The sequence below is a fragment of the Rouxiella sp. S1S-2 genome (assembly GCF_009208105.1).
Classification (GTDB): domain Bacteria; phylum Pseudomonadota; class Gammaproteobacteria; order Enterobacterales; family Enterobacteriaceae; genus Rouxiella.
Genome location: NZ_WFKL01000001.1, coordinates 5,161,188 through 5,180,167, shown reverse-complemented (window position 1 = coordinate 5,180,167; position 18,980 = coordinate 5,161,188). Strand labels below are relative to the sequence as shown.

Genomic DNA, 18,980 nt, shown 5'->3' with positions numbered 1-18,980 from the left:
GCTTAAAAGTTCGGCCATTCGGGAATTGCTGAAGCACAGCAAGATGGAGGGTGTTATTTCGCTGGCGGGTGGTATTCCTTCTTCAGCCTTGTTCGACTTTGAAGGGTTGGCGCAGGCGACGCAGCTGGCGATCACCGAGCAGCCGGAGCATGCGTTTCAATATGGTCTGACCGAAGGTAGCCACGGTTTGCGTTCATGCATTACCGACCTGTGCAAAACGCGCGGAATCGTCGCCACGGCTGATGATATTGTCGTGACCGCCGGTTCGCAGCAAGCGCTGGACCTGGTTATGCGTGCCGTGGTTAACCCGGATGACATCTTCGTGGTGGAGCGCCCGACCTATCTGGCAGCCTTGCAAACCTTAGAGCTGGCCGAAGCGCACCTGCTTTCTGTCGGTTCTGACGGTGACGGCATGAAAGTCGACGAATTGGCTGAAATCGTCAAGACGCGCAAAATTAAAGGCGTTTACCTGGTGCCGACGTTTGGTAACCCGAGCGGCGTTACCTTGAGTCTTTCACGCCGCAAGCAGCTGGTGAAACTGGCCGCCGAACACGAGTTCCTGATTGTTGAGGATGACCCTTACGGCGAACTGCGCTTTACCGACGAGCGCCTGCCCACGCTGTTTGAACTTTCAAAACAGTTATATGGTCATGCCGATAACATCATCTATACCTCGACCTTCTCCAAAATCCTGGCCCCTGGCCTGCGTTTGGGCTGGGTCATTATGCCGCAGTGGCTGCTTAATAAAGTCGCGATTATCAAACAGGCCGCCGACCTGCACGCCAGCTCACTGTCGCAAACGGTAGCGGAGTACTATTTAGGTCTGGGTCGTCTCGATAAGCAGATTGAAACCATTCGCGCCGCATACAAGAAAAAATGTACCGTACTGGCCGAGTTGCTTGAGCGTGAGCTGGGCCACGTGCTGACCTTCGAATATCCTAAAGGCGGCATGTTCCTGTGGGCGCGTTTCCGCGAGCCGCGTAACTGCACCGAGTGGATGAAGAAAACGCTGGAGCAGGGCGTGGTGTTTGTACCGGGCGAGTTCTTCTTCTCCGATAACCCGGATCACTCAACCTTCCGCATCTCCTTCGCCACCGCAACTGAAGAGCAGCTGCATGAAGCCGTTGCCCGTCTGAAGCGTGCGCTTTAAGGCCGGATAAGCAGGGTTTACCCCCTAAAAGACCTGTAATATGAATTTATGGCGCATTGCTCACCCAATGCGCCTTATTTTTGCCATCTTCCCGTCATCTGCGTTTCATGCTGCTGTCACGTTATTGTCATTTAACGGTTATTTTTCTGTCATTTAGCCGTGTCATGTTAGCTCCCGAATAAAAAATTTTGTAACTTCCATTATTTCTCTGCATTTCCTTACACCAGCAGAATTCAGGAGACAGGCATGTACATCAACGTAAAAAAATCAGCTCTGGGTGCAGCACTTATGCTGGCTATTAGTGCCAACGCTTTTGCCGTCACGGAAATCCCTTTTTGGCACTCAATGGACGGTGAGCTAGGTAAAGAAGTTAACTCACTGGCCGATCGTTTTAACCAAACGCACCCTGATGTAAAAATCGTTCCTGTTTATAAAGGCAAATACGACCAGAACCTGGCAGCAGGCATCGCGGCTTATCGTACCGGCAACGCACCGGCAATTTTGCAGGTTTATGAAGTGGGCACCGCGACCATGATGGCAAGCAAGGCGATTAAGCCGGTTTACCAGGTGTTTGCCGATGCGGGCCTGAAAGAAGACGTTTCCCAGTTTGTGCCGACGGTTTCCGGCTACTATTCAGATTCTCAGGGACGCCTGCTGTCGCAGCCGTTTAACAGCTCAACGCCGGTGTTGTACTACAACAAAGACGCGTTTAAAAAAGCCGGTCTGAATCCCGATCAGCCGCCAAAAACCTGGCAGGAGCTGGAGCAAGACACCGCCAAGCTGAAAGAAGCCGGCATGAAGTGTGGCTATGCCAGCGGTTGGCAGGGTTGGATTCAGATTGAGAACTTCAGCGCCTGGCACGGTCTGCCAGTGGCAACCAAGAACAACGGCTTTGACGGTACCGATGCGGTTCTGGAGTTCAACAAGCCTGAGCAAATCAAGCATATTCAATTCCTGGAAGACATGAACAAGAAGGGTGAATTCACCTACTACGGTCGTCAGGATGAGTCTACCGCCAAGTTCTATAACGGCGACTGCGCCATGACCACCGCCTCTTCCGGTTCACTGGCCGATATCCGCCAGTACGCCAAATTTAACTACGGCGTGGGTATGATGCCTTACGACGCCGACGTCAAGGGTGCACCACAAAACGCCATTATCGGTGGTGCAAGCCTGTGGGTTATGAAAGGCAAGGACGACGCAACCTATAAAGGTGTTGCCGAATTCCTGCAGTTCCTGACAACGCCAGCGATCGCCGCTGAATGGCACCAGAAAACCGGCTATCTGCCGGTGACGACGGCGGCCTATGAGCTGACCAAGCAGCAGGGCTTTTATGACAAGAACCCAGGCTCTGACGTGGCCACTCGCCAGATGATGAACAAGCCGCCGTTGCCTTTCACCAAAGGTCTGCGTCTGGGCAACATGCCACAGATTCGTACCATTGTTGATGAAGAGCTGGAAGGCGTGTGGAGCGGCCAGAAAACGGCTAAACAGGCGCTGGATGAGTCCGTACAGCGTGGAAATCTGCTGCTGCGTCGCTTTGAAGCATCAGTGAAGCAATAACGCCCGCGGTCTACTAAAGCCTGATAGGGCAGCACGTAAAAATGTGTCTCGATTGTCGTTTTTACGCGTTGCTCTGTCATTCGTTTTGGCGATTGCAAACGTACGAGCTTCACACCCTCTTGTCCGTCTCTTGTTTTGATGAGTAATTCATATGAGTTCACACCGTCCCGGGTTTGGCTGTAGCTGGCTGCCTTATGCGCTGGTTCTGCCTCAATTGTTGATTACGGCCATCTTTTTCCTGTGGCCCGCCGGTCAGGCACTGTGGTTTTCGATGCAAACAATGGATCCTTTTGGGGTCTCGAGCGTGTTTGCCGGTCTGACTAACTTTCAACAGCTGTTCCAGGATCCTTACTACCTCGCCTCTTTCTACACCACGCTGAAATTCAGCTTTATGGTGGCATTTTTTGGCCTGGGCATCTCTCTGCTGCTGGCGGCAATGGTTGACCACGTGATCCGCGGCAGCCGGATTTATCAAACGTTACTGATTCTGCCTTATGCCGTTGCGCCCGCCGTTGCCGCCGTACTGTGGATGTTTTTGTTCAGCCCTGGCTTGGGTTTGATAACGCATTTCCTCGGTACGCTTGGTTATAACTGGAACCATGCGCAAAACAGCGGACAAGCGATGTTTCTGGTGGTGCTGGCGTCAATTTGGCAGCAGGTGAGCTACAACTTCCTGTTCTTTTTAGCCGCGCTGCAGTCGATTCCCCGTTCACTGGTTGAGGCCGCGGCCATTGACGGCGCCGGTCCCATTCGACGCTTCTTCAATCTGGTACTGCCGCTGATTTCACCGGTCAGCTTCTTCCTGCTGGTGGTCAATCTGGTTTACGCCTTCTTCGACACCTTCCCGGTGATTGACGCGGCAACGCAGGGCGGACCGGTTCAGGCAACCACTACCTTGATTTATAAGGTATATCGTGAAGGTTTCACCGGTCTCGATCTCTCTAGCTCGGCCGCGCAGTCGGTAGTGCTGATGGTCATGGTGATTGCCCTGACATTTATTCAGTTCCGCTTCGTCGAGCGTAAGGTGCGTTACCAATGATTGAAAACAGAAGAGGTCTTGATATTTTCTGTCACGCTGTGCTGATTATTGGCGTGCTGATGGTGTTGTTCCCGCTGTACGTGGCCTTTGTTGCCGCGACGCTGGATAACAAACAGATTTTTCAGGTGCCGATGAGCCTGATCCCCGGCGGGCACTTTTTTGAGAACATCCGCACCATCTGGACGCAGGGCGCGGGCAGCAACAGTCCGGCGTTTGGTCCGCTGCTGTTGAACAGCTTTATCATGGCGATGGCGATTACCGTCGGCAAGATTTCAATTTCAATGCTATCGGCCTTCGCCATCGTCTATTTCCGTTTTCCGCTGCGTAACCTGTTCTTCTGGCTAATTTTTATGACTCTGATGTTGCCAGTAGAAGTGCGTATTTTCCCGACGGTGCAGGTTATTGCTAATTTGCACATGCTCGACAGTTACACGGGTCTTACGCTGCCGCTAATGGCTTCGGCCACCGCGACCTTCCTGTTCCGACAGTTCTTTATGACTCTGCCGGACGAACTGCTGGAAGCGGCGCGTATCGACGGCGCGGGTGCGATGCGCTTTTTCTGGGACATCGTGCTGCCATTATCGAAAACCAACCTCGCAGCGCTGTTTGTTATCACCTTTATTTACGGCTGGAACCAATATCTGTGGCCGATTTTAGTGACCAGCGATGCCTCGATGGGCACCGCGGTGGCCGGAATCAAGAGCATGATCTCCTCTGGAGACGGTTCGACACAGTGGAATCAGGTGATGGCCGCAATGATCCTGACGTTATTGCCACCTTTGGCAGTAGTGCTCCTGATGCAGCGCTGGTTTGTGCGCGGCCTGGTAGACAGTGAAAAATGATTAACATGGCAAACGATTCACTTGGTAAACAACAAACATGGCAAATTTAAAACTACAGGCAGTGACCAAGTCTTACGACGGACAGAATCAGATTATCAAAACTATCGATCTGGACGTTGCCGACGGCGAATTTATCGTGATGGTTGGCCCTTCGGGCTGCGGTAAGTCTACCCTGCTGCGCATGGTGGCCGGGCTGGAGCGCACCACCAGCGGCGATATTTATATCGACAATGTGCGTGTGACCAATCTTGAACCGAAAGATCGCGGCATCGCGATGGTATTTCAAAACTACGCGCTCTATCCGCACATGAGCGTGTACGACAACATGGCCTACGGCCTGAAAATTCGCGGCTTCGGTAAAGCGCAGATTCAGGCGCGGGTTGAAGAGGCGGCGCGTATTCTTGAGCTGGGTCCACTGCTTAAACGCAAACCGCGCGAGCTTTCCGGCGGTCAGCGCCAGCGTGTAGCAATGGGGCGTGCCATCGTGCGCGAGCCGGCCGTTTTTCTTTTTGATGAACCTTTATCGAACCTGGATGCGAAGCTGCGCGTGCAAATGCGCCTCGAGTTACAGCAGTTGCACCGCCGCCTGCGGACCACCAGCCTGTATGTGACGCACGACCAGGTTGAGGCGATGACCTTGGCCGAGCGCGTGATTGTGATGAACAAAGGGATTGCCGAGCAAATCGGTACTCCTTCAGAGGTTTATCAGCGTCCTGCCAGTCTGTTTGTCGCCAGCTTTATTGGTTCACCGGCAATGAACCTGCTGCCGGGGCAATTGACCTCCGACGGCACATCGCTGGTGATGGAGGGCGGATACGAGCTGCCGCTGCCAAAGGCCCGTCCCGAGTGGGGCGGTCGCGTGTTGACCTTAGGGGTGCGACCGGAGCATATTCAACTCACGGACGATCCGCACACTGGCATTCCGATGGAGCTGAAAAACCTTGAGTTGCTGGGTGCGGACAATCTGGCCCACGGCGTTTGGGCGGGAAGCGGCATGGTAGTGCGACTCTCACATGAAAATTGTCCGGCGACGGGCACGCAATTACGTTTGGTTTTACCCGCGCACGCGCTACACTTTTTTGATTCAAAAAGCGGATTACGGATGGAGTGAACATGACAGCTTGGCCTTATCCACGAATTGTGGCCCATCGCGGCGGCGGTTCGCTGGCGCCTGAAAATACTTTGGCGGCGATTGATACCGGTGCGCGTCTCGGCCACAGCATGATTGAGTTTGACGTCAAATTGGCACAGGGCGGCGAAATTTTTCTGCTGCATGATGACACCCTTAACCGCACCAGCAACGGCTGGGGCGTGGCGGGAGAGTTGGGTTGGGACAAACTGGTTCAGCTTGATGCAGGCAGCTGGTACAGCAGCAGCTTTAGCGGAGAGAAATTGCCGCTGCTGTCAGAAGTGGCGGCGCGCTGTGCCAAATACGGCATGATGGCCAATATCGAAATCAAAGGCACGACCGGACTGGCATTTGAGACCGGTGAGCAGGTGGCATTGGCGGCACGCGAACTGTGGCAGGGTCAGGCCGTTCCGCCTCTGCTTTCCTCGTTTGACGTCGCGTCGCTTGAGGCCGCGCAGGCCGCTGCGCCCGAGCTGCCACGCGGAATTTTATTGGATAAGTGGGACGAGAACTGGCAGGCGTTAACCACGCGTCTGGGCTGCGTTTCGTTGCATATTAATCATAAAGAACTGACCGAAGAGCGGGTGCACAGCCTGAAACAGGCCGGTTTGCACATTCTGGTGTATACGGTGAACAGTCCGGAAAGAGCAAGCCAACTGTTGGGCTGGGGCGTGGACTGCATCTGCACAGACCGCATCGACCTGATAGGCCCGGATTTTGCGGCCAAGATTTAAGAACTAACGCCCTTCCCCGTGGGAGGGGTTAGGATGGGGGACTGAGGTGGCGAAACACGTGCCCCCATCACGAATACCCTACGGTCTTTGGTTCAGCTTCTGCTGCAGAATCTGCTGGTTGTTATTGAGCTGGTTTTGCTGCAGGCGCTGTTGGTCATTGAGCGATTGAGAACGTAACCGCAATTGCTGCTGTTGTTGGCTGAACTTTTGATCCTGCTCCAACTGACGCTGATGCAGCCGATCATCGCTCTGCATACGTTGTTGCATGCGCTGTTGCGATGGATTGTTCAGCAACTGTTGCTGCCTTTCAATCGGCGTTTGCGTTACGGCGGCGAAAGCGGACGCTGCAATCAACGCCAGTGCCATGCCGGTGATAATCTGATGAATAACGTTCATGATAGTTCCCCTGCTAAAGTTTCCTGCTTTAAGTTTACTTCATCAACGAGGTCGTTGGGCATTTTTCAGACAAACCTTGAACTTAAGCACTAAGCGGGTTCTCGTTAAAGTATTCCACCAGATAATCGATAAAAGCCCGTAATTTGGGGGTCACATGTTTACTCACCGGCCACAGCGCCCAATAACCATTTTCGGCCGCAGACTGCCCTTTAAGAATCTGCTCTAATTTCCCCTCAATGAGATACTGACGCACCTGATATTCTGGCAAACAGGCGATCCCCAAGCCTTTAAGCGTGGCGTCGATAATCACCCGGTTAGTATTACACACCAACGCCGCGGGCAGCTCTGAGGCCTCAATATCCCCGGTCCACTGTTCGATTCTTCCCGTGCTGGGATATTTATGCAGCAGGCAGGTGTGTTGAGCCAGCTCGGCAGCATGCTGCGGCGTGTCCCTTTTCTCGAGATAAGCCGGCGCTGCCACAATCGCCCGCTGATAGCCCCCTAGAAATCGAGATTTTAGCCGTGAATCTATCGGCGTACCGGTGCGGATGACCGCGTCAAAACCCTCTTCGATGATATCTACCATCCGGTCGGTCATGTCGATATCGAGCTGAATATCGGGATAGCGCTGCATAAATCCACTGACCAGCGGCAGCACAATCACGTCGACAAACGGCAGGCTAATCTTCAGTTGGCCCTGAGGTGCGCGATGGCTTTCCATCAGTTCAAGCTCGGCGTTTTCAACTTCGGCAAGAATACGGCGACAGCGCTCTAAATACTGTGCCCCTTCCGTGGTGAGGGTGATGCTGCGCGTACTGCGATAAAACAACTGTGCGGATAAACGCGCCTCTAGCCGTGCAATGCTTTTACCCACCGCGGACGAAGACACGCCCAGCTGTTTGGCCGTTTCAGAGAAACTTCGCGTCTCGGCAACCTGTGCAAAAATTTCAATACCGCTGAGTTTACTCATGAGAAAAAACCCTCATTTAAGACATTTTTGTCCGATATGTTTGGAATTTTAGCTTATTTTTCTTCTGTGTTTTTATCTTTATCCTCTTCGTCAGGCTGAACGGTCTCTTCAGCCATTTAATTACAGGAAAAAATCATGTCGCAGTCGTTACCTGACGAAAGCCGTATAAACACCATAAATACTGCATCATTAACCTATTCTCCGCGCCAGATTATACAAACAGCGTGGATCGTTATTGCTGTCTTTATGCTATCCAATGCACCAACTTCGCTTTATATCCACTGGAAACAGCAGTTTAGTTTTACTTCTGGAACTCTGACGCTCATTTTCGGCTGTTATATTTTGGCTCTGGTGATAACGCTGCTGGTTGCCGGACAGCTTGCCGGCCGGCTGGGAAGAAAAAAAATCATTCTGCCCGGCCTGATCGCCGCCCTATTGGCGTGTCTGTGTTTCATGATGGCGCAGTCGGTCTGCTTACTGTTGGTGGCGCGGTTTCTGACCGGTATTGCGGTGGGGATCACCGTCACAGCCAGCATGGCGGCCGTAGTTGATGCGGGAGGTGAGGGCAGAAAAAGGCAGGCCGCGCTGATAGCGTCTATCGCGATGGTTACCGGCGCAGGGCTAGGACCGGTGATGAGTGGGGTCATTGTGCGATTCTTGCCGCATCCGGTATTCACCGTGTTTACCGTCGAGTTGGTGGTGCAGCTTAGCGCGATAGCCCTTGCACTGCGTTTACCTGCGGCACAGGAAAAAATGGCTGAGAAATCCCGCCCATTGCGTCTGCCGTCGATTGCGTCGAAGAATATTTTTCATTTAATGCTGGGAATACTGTTCTTCGCCCCCGGCCTGACCGCAACCTCGATGATGCTGTCGCTGGGACCCGTATTGCTCAATCGTTTTTCACATGCAAGCAGTCCGATGATTGCCGGATTAATGGCCTGTATGATGTTCAGCGTGGCGGTAGGTACGCAGTTGCTGTGTCGTAAGCAGCCGATTGCGAGAGTGTTTTATTTCAGCGGCGCGGCGCTGATTGTGGCGATGATGAGTATTATTTTTACATTGCACGGCGGTGGGGTTAAGACGATTTTCATTGCCGCTTTGGCGGCAGGGGCTGCACAGGGGCTGGGGCAGTTGGGTGGATTAACGCTGTTGTCGCTAAATATTGCCGCCGAGCGTCGCGCAGAAGCCAACGCATTGCTTAACATCGGCGCTTATATTCCAGCCGGTTTACTGCCGGTCGTCACCGGCTATCTTATTGATCTGACTTGCCTGTCCCTGGGCTTTACCTTGCTCGCCGCTACGCTAACGGCCCTCTCGATGGTGGCGATAACGTTGCTTGTCGTTCAGCGGCGAGTGAGCCTTTATTAACTCGCAGACGGCAACGGCAGCGCTTTTACCTGTGAAGCTGTACCGTTGGGCCGTGAAGCATCGCGTACGAACGGCAGGTTATTGCAGGCGTGCTGGCGTGCCGAGCGGATGAACGCCTCGGTTACGGCCTGGCGCTGCTCACCGTCGCGAACGGCGGCATAGAGTCGGCTCCACAGACCGTCGCCCAGCGTTTTGGTCACCACCAATCCCTGCTTCTCAAAGCTCTCAACCACCCAGTGTGGCAGGGCGGCGATACCCATGTGCGCCGACACCATCTGAATCAGCAGCAGCGTGTTATCGACGTTTTTCAGTGCCGGACTCACACCCGCCGGCTGCAGGAAATGACGCCAGATATCCAGACGCTGACGCTGAACCGGATAGATCATGAGGATCTCGCTGCTCAAGTCTTCCGGCGTAATTACCGCTTTCTTTGCCAGTGGATGGTCCGGCGCCAAAACCAGACGCACTTCAAAATCAAACATCGGTGAGTAGTGCAGACCGCTGCGCGGAAGAATGTCGGAGGTCAGCACGATGTCCAGCTCGCCCTGTTGGAGCGCAGGCTGCGGGTCAAAAGTGACGCCAGATTTAAAATCCATTAATACCTGTGGCCAATTCTTGTGGAACGCGTCCAGTGCAGGCGTTAACCACTGTATGCAGCTGTGACATTCGATAGCAATGCGCAGCGAAGTCTGTTGCGGCTCGTGACAAGCCTGGAGTGCCTGCTGAATTTGCGGCAGCACCTGCTCCGCCAGCTGTAGCATGATTTCGCCCTGCGGCGTAAACCGCAGCGGCTGGCTTTTACGCACGAAAAGTCTGAAACCGAGACGCTGCTCGAGGTCGCTGAACTGATGCGACAGGGCAGATTGGGTCTGGTGAAGCTGTGCCGCTGCGGCGGCAAGAGAGCCGGTATTTCGCAGAGCTTGCAGCGTCCGCAGATGTTTCAGTTCGATCATGAGAGTCCTTCACTTTCACTGTGAATAAATTGCGCTTGTGGATTATACAGTACCTGCGGATTATGGATGTGTAAACATCTGGATGGCCAAATGGGAATTTAAAGATGACGATACTGAATCACACTCTGGGTTTTCCGCGCGTTGGTTTGCGTCGTGAGCTGAAAAAAGCGCAGGAAAGCTACTGGGCTGGCAGCACCACTCAAGAAGAACTGCTGGCGACCGGGCGCGAGCTGCGTGCGCGTCATTGGCAGCAACAACAGCAGGCTGGTGTGGATCTGTTGCCGGTTGGCGATTTCGCCTGGTACGATCACGTGCTGACCACCAGCCTGCTGCTGGGTAACGTTCCGGCCCGTCACCAGAATGATGACGGTTCAGTTGATCTCGATACTCTGTTCCGTCTGGGTCGTGGTCGTGCACCGACCGGCAAACCTGCCGCCGCTGCTGAAATGACCAAATGGTTTAACACCAACTATCACTACATGGTGCCTGAGTTCACTCAAGGTCAGCAGTTCAAACTGACCTGGACTCAGCTGTTGGACGAAGTTGACGAAGCGCTTGCGCTGGGTCACAAAGTCAAACCTGTGTTGCTGGGTCCATTGACCTACCTGTGGCTGGGCAAAGTAAAGGGCCAGCAGTTTGAGCGCCTGTCGCTGATCAACGATATTCTGCCTGTTTACCAACAAGTGCTGGCCGAGCTGGCAAAACGCGGCATCGAATGGGTTCAAATCGACGAACCTGCACTGGTTCTGGAATTGCCCCAAACGTGGTTGGATGCCTACAAACCGGCTTATGAGCAGTTGCAAGGTCACATTAAAGTGCTGCTGACGACCTATTTCGACAGCGTGGGCCACAACATTGAAACCATCCGCCAATTGCCAGTGCAAGGTCTTCACATTGATGCCGTTGCCGGTCGCGATGATTTGGCTACGGTTGCCGACAAATTGCCAAAAGACTGGCTTCTGTCGCTGGGCGTGATCAACGGCCGTAACGTATGGCGTGCCGACCTGGGCACCTGGTTCGACCGTCTAAAGCCGCTGATTGCGGGCCGCAACGTTTGGCTTGGTAGCTCGTGTTCATTACTGCACAGTCCCATCGATTTAAGCGTTGAAACACGTCTTGATGACGAAGTGAAAAGCTGGTTCGCCTTCGGTCTGCAAAAATGTGCTGAGTTGGCGTTGCTAACGTCTGCCCTGAATGACCCGAGTGAAGAGACGCTGAAAAAACTGGCTGACTACAGCGCGCCAATTCGCGCTCGTCGCGAATCTAAGCGCGTACACAACGAAGCGGTGGGCAAACGTGTTGCGGCCATTACGGCGGCGGACATTGAACGTCCCAACGTTTACACCCAGCGAGCGCTAGCACAGCGCGCCCGCTTCAAATTGCCTTTATGGCCGACCACCACTATCGGTTCATTCCCGCAAACCACCGAAATCCGAGGCCTGCGACTGGACTTCAAACAAGGTCGTCTGGATAACGCCAATTACCGTACCGGCATCAGCGAGCACATCAAGCAGGCGATTAAAGAGCAGGAGCGTCTGGATATCGACGTTCTGGTCCACGGTGAGGCTGAACGTAACGACATGGTCGAATACTTCGGTGAGCATCTCGATGGTTTTGTGTTCACACAAAACGGTTGGGTACAGAGCTACGGTTCACGCTGCGTGAAACCACCGGTTATCATCGGTGACGTGAGCCGCCCCGAAGCTATTACCGTTGAGTGGGCACAATACGCACAGTCTCTGACCGCTAAACCGGTTAAAGGCATGTTGACTGGCCCCATTACCATTCTCTGCTGGTCTTTCCCACGTGAAGACGTCAGCCGTGAAACTATCGCCAAGCAAATCGGTTTAGCGCTGCGTGATGAAGTGGAAGATTTGGAAAAAGCCGGCATCGGCATCATCCAGATTGATGAACCTGCACTACGCGAAGGCTTGCCGCTGCGTCAGTCAGAGTGGAACGCGTATCTGCGTTGGGCGGTTGATGCATTCAAACTGAATGCCGCGATTGCCAAAGACGACACGCAGATCCACACCCACATGTGTTACTGCGAATTCAACGACATCATGGACTCCATTGCGGCACTCGATGCTGACGTTATCACCATTGAAACCTCGCGTTCTGATATGGAATTGATCGAAACCTTCAAAGCGTTCGATTATCCAAATGAAATTGGACCCGGCGTTTATGATATTCACTCACCAAATGTGCCAAGCGTTGAGTGGATTGAAAACCTGTTGCGTAAAGCGGCTGATAGCATTCCGGCAGAGCGCTTGTGGGTGAATCCAGACTGTGGCCTGAAAACGCGCGGCTGGACAGAGACCCGCGAGTCGCTGGAAAACATGGTGAAAGCAGCCAAGCGCCTGCGTGCTGAACACGCTTAAAAGTATGGGCGTAGTCGATATAGTGTGTGGGTTGTATTCTTCGTTAATCATTGGGCGCTTCGGCGCCCTTTTTGCGCCTGTTTTTAGTTTCATTAGTATTTTGTAACCTCTTAAACTTCTCACGTATCCCCCGACTCGCCTTGCCTGCAGCGAATTGCCACACGGATTAAAGTTCAAATGCCTTAATCCCTCGCCTCATTGACTAGGCTTAGTAGGGTGAAATCTTAATTCGAATCGTGTTCGAACAACGTAAGGAGACAAAGATGAGTCGATTTAAAGATAAAGTCGTGGTGGTCACAGGTGCAGGTTCCGGCATGGGGGCAGCAACCGCTCAGCGTTTTGCTGCCGAAGGGGCGACTGTGGTACTGGTGGGACGCACTGAAATCAAATTGGCCAAGATTGCCAATACGCTTGAAACCACGAATTACTATATTCACGTCGCCGATATCTCTAATCCTGAAGAGGTCGAACGCCTGGCGAAAGTGGTGCTGGATAAATTCGGTCACGTTGACGTGTTGGTTAATAACGCCGGCGTTGTGGTGCAGGGCCAGGTTAATGAGGCAAGCATTGAAGACTGGAAGAAAATTTTCGATATCGACGTCAGCGGGGTGTTCTACGCTACGCGCTTCTTTATTGACGCATTGAAGAAGAGCAAAGGCAACATCGTCAACGTTTCATCGGTATCAGGATTGGGCGGTGACTGGGGCATGAGTTTCTACAACGCGGCCAAAGGGGCGGTGACCAATTTTACCCGCTCTCTGGCGATGGACCACGGTGCCGACGGCGTGCGCGTCAATGCAGTTTGTCCTAGTCTGACGTTGACAGACATGGCAGGTGATATTAAAGAAAACAAGGTATTACTGGCGAAATTTGCCGAACGTATCCCACTGGGACGCGGGGCCGAACCGGAAGAGATTGCGTCGGTTATTGCTTTTCTGGCCAGTGATGATGCCCGTTTTGTTACCGGCGTCAATCTGCCGGTCGACGGCGGCCTGAGTGCCTCGAACGGTCAGCCCAAGCAGGCTTAAAACGGCTTAACTCATCAATAACTCAGGTTTTTAAGACAAAAATGAAAAAAGGCCTCGTGTGTTTTCACTGACGGGGCCTTTTTATTAATGCATGAACTTAACGTCGATGGGTTATTTAACGCCGTATTTGGCAAACCACGCCAGCATGCGTTGCCAACCGTCTGCCGCTGCTTCGGCGTTGTAGCTTGGACGGTAGTCGGCATTGAAAGCGTGGTCCGCATCAGGATAAACCACGATTTCCGCATTCGCATTGGCGGCGCGAATGGCCTGACGCATGGTTTCGACCGTATCTTGCGGAATACTGCTGTCACGGCCGCCATAAAGACCCAGCACCGGCGCCGTTAAATCAACCGCCTCGTCGACCGGGTGTGTTGGGCTGGTCAGCGTTTTATTGCCTACCAGTTTGCCGTACCAGGCGACACCGGCCTTCAACTGCGGGCTGTGCGCGGCGTAGAGCCAGGTGATGCGACCACCCCAGCAGAATCCGGTAATGGCCAGCTTACTGGCGTCACCGCCGTGCTGTGCCGCCCAGTGCGCCGTGTGGTCTAAATCGGCCAACACCTGCTGGTCTGGCACTTTACTCACCAGCTTCTCGAACAGCTCACTTATCTCGCTGTAGTCGGACGGGTCGCCCTGACGGAAATAGAGTTCTGGAGCGATCGCCAGATAACCCTCTTTCGCCAAACGGCGGCACAGGTCACGAATGTGCTCATGCACACCAAAGATCTCTTGCACCACTAAAATAATCGGCAGTTTGCCGGTGTATTCGGCAGGTCGTGCCAGATAGGCTGGCAGATTCTCACCCTGTGAAGGGATAGTGGTTTCGCCCGCGTGCAGGCCTTCAGTATCAGTGTGAATAGTGGTCGCAGATACAGGCGTAACGGCAGGGGAGAAACTGTCAGGTGCTTGTTTTAATTGTATTGAATCATCTTTCTTCATTGCAGTCTCCATACGGGGATAAGTTCTTTTCTTTAAAACTCACAATTTGATTTTTGAAAACAAGGGCCAGGAGCTAAAACTATAAGCCATAAAGTTAGCACATCAATCAACATAGCCTGTCCTATAGTTAACCCTTACGTAAAAAATGCTTCGCTGAGTAATATTTAATCTGTTTGTCATACAGATAGCAGGGCGCCTTTGTCTTGAAAGAACGATACGCAGCCTAATTTTGTGATATTAATCACGATTGCCGTGCAAGCGATGATAGCCGTAATACCACTTAGCGATTTGCATCACAAAATTCAATGCCAATGAACGTTAGAGTGGCAGGATGTTTTTTAAAAAGATGACCCGAATTAAGAAGGAGTTTATTTATGTCTCAGTCTGACGTTTTTCACCTTGGTTTGACCAAAAGCAGCCTTCAAGGTGCGACCCTGGCCATTGTTCCTGGCGATCCTCAGCGGGTTGAAAAAATCGCGAAGCTGATGGAAAACCCGGTTCATCTGGCTTCTCATCGTGAATTCACTACTTGGCGCGCAGAGCTTGACGGTAAAGCCGTGATTGTCTGCTCGACCGGTATCGGCGGTCCTTCCACTTCTATTGCGGTGGAAGAGTTGGCCCAGCTGGGTATCCGCACTTTCCTGCGTATCGGCACCACCGGTGCTATTCAACCGCACATTAACGTCGGAGACGTGCTGGTGACCACTGCCGCCGTGCGTCTTGACGGTGCCAGTCTGCATTTCGCACCGATGGAATATCCCGCGGTTGCCGATTTTGCCTGTACTACCGCGTTGGTCGAGGCGTCCAAGGCGGTGGGTGCCAATCTGCACATTGGCGTGACGGCGTCTTCGGACACCTTCTATCCGGGCCAGGAACGTTATGACACTTACTCAGGCCGCGTTGTGCGCCGTTTTAAGGAGTCTATGCAAGAGTGGCAGGAAATGGGCGTGATGAACTATGAGATGGAGTCCGCCACGCTGTTGACCATGTGCGCAAGCCAGGGCCTTCGCGCCGGTATGGTCGCAGGGGTTATCGTTAACCGCACACAGCAAGAAATTCCTAATGCAGAAACCATGAAGCAAACGGAAAGTCACGCAGTGAAGATTGTGGTCGAGGCCGCGCGTCGCCTGATTGCCTAAGCTCACTAATCTGATTTATTTCTGATTATTATCTGAAGCAATACTGAGTTTGTCTGAATAAGGGGTCGCCTGCCGGTGGCCCCTTTTTTTATCTCCGCGCGGCTATCTGGTATGGTCATAGTACGAATTATTGGAATAATAAGAGGCCCTATGACGGCAACAATCTTACTTCACCCTTCCTTGACCCCTTTACAGGGTGGCGTTAACTTCCGTGATCTCGGCGGTAATACGGTCGCCGATGGGCGAAGAATTAAACGTGGCTGGCTTTATCGCTCCGGTGCGTTAGACACGCTTACCGAACAAGATCAGCGTTTCCTGAGCAATATTCCGCTTCAGCACATTCTTGACTACCGCGATGCGGATGAAGTTGCCGCCAAGCCCGATATTCTGTGGCCAGGCTGCGAATATCACCATGCACCGGCGAATCCGCTGAGCAACGTGATTAATGCCAATCTTGAGCGGCTTACCGCCGAGACTATTGCGGCATTTGATCCGCAGGAATTCATGCTGGAGCTTTACCGCCGTCTGCCGTTCAATAACGATGCCTATAAAAAACTGGTGAGCCTGCTGGTTCAGCCCGGCGGCGGTGCGCTGGTTCAGCACTGTGCGGTAGGGAAAGACCGCACGGGTATTGGGTCAGTCATCGTGCTGCTGGCGTTGGGTGCAGACGTTGCTACCGTCAAAGAAGATTATCTGTTGACGGAAACGACGCTGGCGACCTTCCGTGAACATATGCTTGATAAAATGTCGATAACCCTGCCACCGGCGGCGCTGGAGAAGTTTGCCTATGTGTTTTCGGTGCAAGAAATATTCATTGATACGGCGCTAAATGCCATTAACGACCTGTATGGCAACACCGATAACTGGCTCGAAAAAGAGTACGGTCTTACGGCTGAGGTGCGTGAGTCGCTGTGCGCGCGCTATCTTGAATAATCGCTTCGTTAAGCTTTGGTTGTCATTGAATAATGTTTACTGTTATTGGGTAAAAAGTTGCGGATAAAATTCGGTTTTGAATATGGGTGGTAATTTTTGAGCATTAACGAGGTCATTCATTACGTGACGGAGTTTGTCCGTCAGCATCAGGCTTGGGCACCGCCGATTGTCTTCTTTCTGGCTTTTGGTGAGTCATTGGCCTTCCTCTCATTACTGTTACCAGCCACGGTTATCTTGCTCGGATTAGGGGCGTTGATTGGTGAAACCGGTATTCCTTTTTGGCCTATTTTTGCGGCAGCAGCGGCCGGCGCCTTCTTCGGGGACTGGTTGTCATACTGGATTGGTGCACACTACAGCGACAAAGTGCCGCACATCTGGCCTTTCAAATCTCATCCTCAAATGCTGGATCGCGGGCACGCCTTCTTTGAACGCTGGGGCATGCCGGGTGCTTTCATTGGTCGCTTCTTTGGACCGCTGCGCGCCGTTGTTCCCTTGGTGGCAGGAATTTGTGGCATGCCGCAGCGTTACTTCCAGCTGGCAAACTTCACGTCTGCGCTGGTCTGGGGCTTTGGTATTCTGGCGCCGGGTGCATTTGGGATAAAATGGCTAAGCCAGTGGTTTTGATCAGGCGGTGAAGTGAAATCAGCGCCGTTGCGCCCGTTTTCTGGAAGATGTCTCGCAAAGTGCAGGCAGGTAATTTAAAAGCATCTGGACATCCATACAGTATGCATTTACCTTGACCTTCAAGAGATTCAGACAGAGGAAAAACCGTGGATATCAGCATCATTTACGCGGTGGGCGCAGGAATTATCGGTCTTTTGCTCGGCTGGTTAATCGCCAGTTTGCGTCAACAGCAGGTTCAGGCCGATAACGACACCCGCTACAAATTGCTGGAGCAGGCTCAGAGCCAGCTTGCTCAAGAAAAAGAGGCACTGCAGCGCGATATGCTGCAGGCAAAACATCATCAGCGCGAAAATGAGCTGGAGCTGAGAACGCTGCACAGTGCGCAGGCCGCCAGCGCCGAAAAACTCCAGCTTTTGGCGCACTGGCAAAATGAGTGTGAGCAGCTCAATCAGGAACTGCGAGCCCAACGAGAAATTAACAGCGCTCAGGAAGCCGAGCTTCGTGAGGTTGTCACTCGGCTGGATGAAACGCGTCTGGCAGCCGAAGACAAGCAGCGGCTGTTAATTAACAGCGAACAGCGTCTCAACAGTCAGTTTGAAAATCTTGCAAATCGTATCTTCGAGCAAACCGGCCGTCGTGCAGACGAACAAAATAAACAGAGTCTCGACAAACTGCTGCTGCCGCTGCGTGAGCAGCTTGACGGTTTTCGCCGTCAGGTGCAGGACAGCTTTGGGCAGGAAGCGCGTGAACGCCACACGCTAACCCATGAAATTCGCAGTCTCCAGCAGCTCAATGCCCAAATGGCGCGCGAGGCGCTTAATTTGACCAAGGCTCTGAAAGGCGACAACAAAACGCAGGGTAACTGGGGCGAAGTCGTGCTCAGTCGCGTGCTAGAAGCCTCCGGCCTGCGAGAAGGCTACGAGTATCAGACGCAGGTCAGCGTGCAGACTGAAAATAACAGCAGAATGCAGCCCGACGTTGTGGTACGGCTGCCGCAGAACAAAGATGTGGTCATTGACGCCAAAATGTCGCTGGTGGCCTACGAACGCTATTTCAACAGCGAAGATGACCTTGAGCGTGAAGCTGCGCTCAACGAGCATATTACCTCGGTGCGCGGCCATATTCGCCTGTTAGGTCGTAAAGACTATCAGCAGTTGCCCGGCCTGCGCAGTCTTGATTACGTGCTGATGTTTATACCGGTAGAACCGGCCTTTTTGGTGGCTATCGATCGTGAACCCGAACTGATTAGTGAAGCGCTCAACCACAACATTATGTTGGTTAGCCCAACCACGCTGCTGGTTGCGCTGCGCACTATCAGCAATCTGTGGCGTTACGAGCATCAAAGTCAGAACGCCAAACGTATTGCAGACCGCGCCGCTCGCCTGTACGACAAACTCAGGCTGTTCGTTGATGACATGCAGTCAATGGGGCAAAGTCTCGATAAAGCGCAGGCAAGTTATCGGCTGGCAATGAACAAACTTGCCCAAGGGCGTGGTAATCTTATCGGCCAGGTTGAGGGGTTCAGGGCGTTGGGTGTGGAAGTAAAACGGCCTATCAGCCCGGCGCTTGCAGAGCAGGCCAGCGCTGAAGATGACCCAGAGTATCAGGCGTCACTGGATGAACAATATTCGGAGCCTGAGGCGCAGGAAACGGCGGAGCTGGCAACAGAAAACGCCCTGCAGGGCGACAATGACGAACGGCCACTTGAAGACGTTGCTGCGTCATCAAAGAATTTTTAATTTGTTTTGCTCATAGAGTGAACAATAATACCGCGGCTTGATCACCGCGTGCG

17 protein-coding genes are annotated in these 18,980 nt (G+C 52.9%); 13 read left to right on the top strand and 4 right to left on the bottom strand.

Annotated features, from left to right (window positions below; genetic code table 11):
* From GA565_RS23700 to ugpQ, 6 genes are all read left to right on the top strand, one after another.
* The coding region (locus GA565_RS23700) for a PLP-dependent aminotransferase family protein (RefSeq protein ID WP_152201255.1) at window positions 1-1,150 on the top strand (1,150 nt) is incomplete at its 5' end.
* A gap of 246 nt (window positions 1,151-1,396) precedes the next feature.
* Window positions 1,397-2,713: a sn-glycerol-3-phosphate ABC transporter substrate-binding protein UgpB gene (gene ugpB / locus GA565_RS23695; protein ID WP_152201254.1), complete on the top strand. Its 1,317-nt coding sequence runs from the start codon at window positions 1,397-1,399 to the stop codon at window positions 2,711-2,713.
* Between the two features lie 151 nt (window positions 2,714-2,864).
* The gene (gene ugpA / locus GA565_RS23690; protein ID WP_152201252.1) at window positions 2,865-3,752 is read left to right on the top strand and encodes a sn-glycerol-3-phosphate ABC transporter permease UgpA; all 888 of its coding nucleotides are present in this window, start codon (window positions 2,865-2,867) and stop codon (window positions 3,750-3,752) included.
* The gene (gene ugpE, locus GA565_RS23685) at window positions 3,749-4,594 is read left to right on the top strand and encodes a sn-glycerol-3-phosphate ABC transporter permease UgpE (RefSeq protein ID WP_152201250.1); all 846 of its coding nucleotides are present in this window, start codon (window positions 3,749-3,751) and stop codon (window positions 4,592-4,594) included. Before ugpA ends, ugpE begins: the two co-directional genes overlap by 4 nt.
* A 37-nt stretch (window positions 4,595-4,631) precedes the next feature.
* Window positions 4,632-5,705: a sn-glycerol-3-phosphate import ATP-binding protein UgpC gene (locus GA565_RS23680; RefSeq protein ID WP_055773275.1), complete on the top strand. Its 1,074-nt coding sequence runs from the start codon at window positions 4,632-4,634 to the stop codon at window positions 5,703-5,705.
* 2 nt (window positions 5,706-5,707) lie between these two features.
* Window positions 5,708-6,457, top strand: coding sequence for a glycerophosphodiester phosphodiesterase (ugpQ, locus tag GA565_RS23675; RefSeq protein WP_152201248.1), 750 nt, complete (start codon window positions 5,708-5,710; stop codon window positions 6,455-6,457).
* A 78-nt stretch (window positions 6,458-6,535) separates the two neighbouring features.
* Here ugpQ and GA565_RS23670 read toward each other — a convergent pair whose 3' ends face one another.
* Both GA565_RS23670 and GA565_RS23665 read right to left on the bottom strand, forming a co-directional pair.
* Window positions 6,536-6,853: a hypothetical protein gene (locus GA565_RS23670; protein WP_152201247.1), complete on the bottom strand. Its 318-nt coding sequence runs from the start codon at window positions 6,851-6,853 to the stop codon at window positions 6,536-6,538.
* A gap of 82 nt (window positions 6,854-6,935) precedes the next feature.
* Window positions 6,936-7,823 carry a LysR family transcriptional regulator gene (locus tag GA565_RS23665; RefSeq protein WP_152201245.1) on the bottom strand — a complete coding sequence of 296 codons (888 nt, stop codon included), beginning with the start codon at window positions 7,821-7,823 and terminating at the stop codon, window positions 6,936-6,938.
* A gap of 135 nt (window positions 7,824-7,958) precedes the next feature.
* Here GA565_RS23665 and GA565_RS23660 point away from each other — a divergent pair, with 135 nt between their 5' ends.
* On the top strand, window positions 7,959-9,191 hold the full coding sequence (locus GA565_RS23660) for an MFS transporter (protein ID WP_152201243.1): 1,233 nt from the start codon (window positions 7,959-7,961) through the stop codon (window positions 9,189-9,191).
* Here GA565_RS23660 and metR read toward each other — a convergent pair.
* Entirely contained in the window at window positions 9,188-10,144 is a 957-nt protein-coding gene (gene metR, locus GA565_RS23655) for an HTH-type transcriptional regulator MetR (RefSeq protein ID WP_152201241.1), read from the bottom strand. The two genes, GA565_RS23660 and metR, sit on opposite strands and share 4 nt — an antisense overlap.
* Window positions 10,145-10,248: 104 nt before the next feature.
* Between metR and metE the strand changes: the two genes are divergently transcribed.
* Window positions 10,249-12,525 carry a 5-methyltetrahydropteroyltriglutamate--homocysteine S-methyltransferase gene (gene metE, locus GA565_RS23650; RefSeq protein ID WP_152201239.1) on the top strand — a complete coding sequence of 759 codons (2,277 nt, stop codon included), beginning with the start codon at window positions 10,249-10,251 and terminating at the stop codon, window positions 12,523-12,525.
* Window positions 12,526-12,788: 263 nt separating this feature from the next.
* Window positions 12,789-13,553, top strand: coding sequence for an SDR family NAD(P)-dependent oxidoreductase (locus GA565_RS23645; protein WP_152201237.1), 765 nt, complete (start codon window positions 12,789-12,791; stop codon window positions 13,551-13,553).
* Between the two features lie 111 nt (window positions 13,554-13,664).
* Here the strand turns inward: GA565_RS23645 and GA565_RS23640 are convergent, their stop codons facing one another.
* A complete protein-coding gene (locus GA565_RS23640) occupies window positions 13,665-14,492 on the bottom strand; it encodes a dienelactone hydrolase family protein (protein WP_152201235.1) in 828 nt (275 codons plus the stop codon).
* 374 nt (window positions 14,493-14,866) lie between these two features.
* Between GA565_RS23640 and udp the strand changes: the two genes are divergently transcribed.
* The 4 genes from udp (at window position 14,867) to rmuC (ending at window position 18,927) form a co-directional block, all read left to right on the top strand.
* The gene (gene udp / locus GA565_RS23635; protein ID WP_152201234.1) at window positions 14,867-15,631 is read left to right on the top strand and encodes a uridine phosphorylase; all 765 of its coding nucleotides are present in this window, start codon (window positions 14,867-14,869) and stop codon (window positions 15,629-15,631) included.
* Between the two features lie 150 nt (window positions 15,632-15,781).
* On the top strand, window positions 15,782-16,564 hold the full coding sequence (locus tag GA565_RS23630; protein WP_152201232.1) for a tyrosine-protein phosphatase: 783 nt from the start codon (window positions 15,782-15,784) through the stop codon (window positions 16,562-16,564).
* A 96-nt stretch (window positions 16,565-16,660) separates the two neighbouring features.
* A complete protein-coding gene (locus GA565_RS23625; protein ID WP_152201230.1) occupies window positions 16,661-17,188 on the top strand; it encodes a DedA family protein in 528 nt (175 codons plus the stop codon).
* A 146-nt stretch (window positions 17,189-17,334) separates the two neighbouring features.
* Complete coding sequence (rmuC, locus tag GA565_RS23620; RefSeq protein ID WP_152201229.1) at window positions 17,335-18,927, top strand: DNA recombination protein RmuC; 1,593 nt, start codon at window positions 17,335-17,337, stop codon at window positions 18,925-18,927.
* The last annotated feature ends 53 nt before the right edge of the window (window positions 18,928-18,980 follow it).

What these genes read in the sequence shown, in the direction of transcription:
- metR (WP_152201241.1), bottom strand. Translation starts at nt 10,144, where the DNA reads ATGATCGAACTGAAACATCTGCGGACGCTGCAAGCTCTGCGAAATACC.
- ugpQ (WP_152201248.1), top strand. Translation starts at nt 5,708, where the DNA reads ATGACAGCTTGGCCTTATCCACGAATTGTGGCCCATCGCGGCGGCGGT.
- ugpA (WP_152201252.1), top strand. Translation starts at nt 2,865, where the DNA reads ATGAGTTCACACCGTCCCGGGTTTGGCTGTAGCTGGCTGCCTTATGCG.
- udp (WP_152201234.1), top strand. Translation starts at nt 14,867, where the DNA reads ATGTCTCAGTCTGACGTTTTTCACCTTGGTTTGACCAAAAGCAGCCTT.
- metE (WP_152201239.1), top strand. Translation starts at nt 10,249, where the DNA reads ATGACGATACTGAATCACACTCTGGGTTTTCCGCGCGTTGGTTTGCGT.
- GA565_RS23660 (WP_152201243.1), top strand. Translation starts at nt 7,959, where the DNA reads ATGTCGCAGTCGTTACCTGACGAAAGCCGTATAAACACCATAAATACT.
- GA565_RS23640 (WP_152201235.1), bottom strand. Translation starts at nt 14,492, where the DNA reads ATGAAGAAAGATGATTCAATACAATTAAAACAAGCACCTGACAGTTTC.
- GA565_RS23645 (WP_152201237.1), top strand. Translation starts at nt 12,789, where the DNA reads ATGAGTCGATTTAAAGATAAAGTCGTGGTGGTCACAGGTGCAGGTTCC.
- GA565_RS23665 (WP_152201245.1), bottom strand. Translation starts at nt 7,823, where the DNA reads ATGAGTAAACTCAGCGGTATTGAAATTTTTGCACAGGTTGCCGAGACG.
- GA565_RS23630 (WP_152201232.1), top strand. Translation starts at nt 15,782, where the DNA reads ATGACGGCAACAATCTTACTTCACCCTTCCTTGACCCCTTTACAGGGT.
- ugpB (WP_152201254.1), top strand. Translation starts at nt 1,397, where the DNA reads ATGTACATCAACGTAAAAAAATCAGCTCTGGGTGCAGCACTTATGCTG.
- ugpE (WP_152201250.1), top strand. Translation starts at nt 3,749, where the DNA reads ATGATTGAAAACAGAAGAGGTCTTGATATTTTCTGTCACGCTGTGCTG.
- GA565_RS23680 (WP_055773275.1), top strand. Translation starts at nt 4,632, where the DNA reads ATGGCAAATTTAAAACTACAGGCAGTGACCAAGTCTTACGACGGACAG.
- GA565_RS23670 (WP_152201247.1), bottom strand. Translation starts at nt 6,853, where the DNA reads ATGAACGTTATTCATCAGATTATCACCGGCATGGCACTGGCGTTGATT.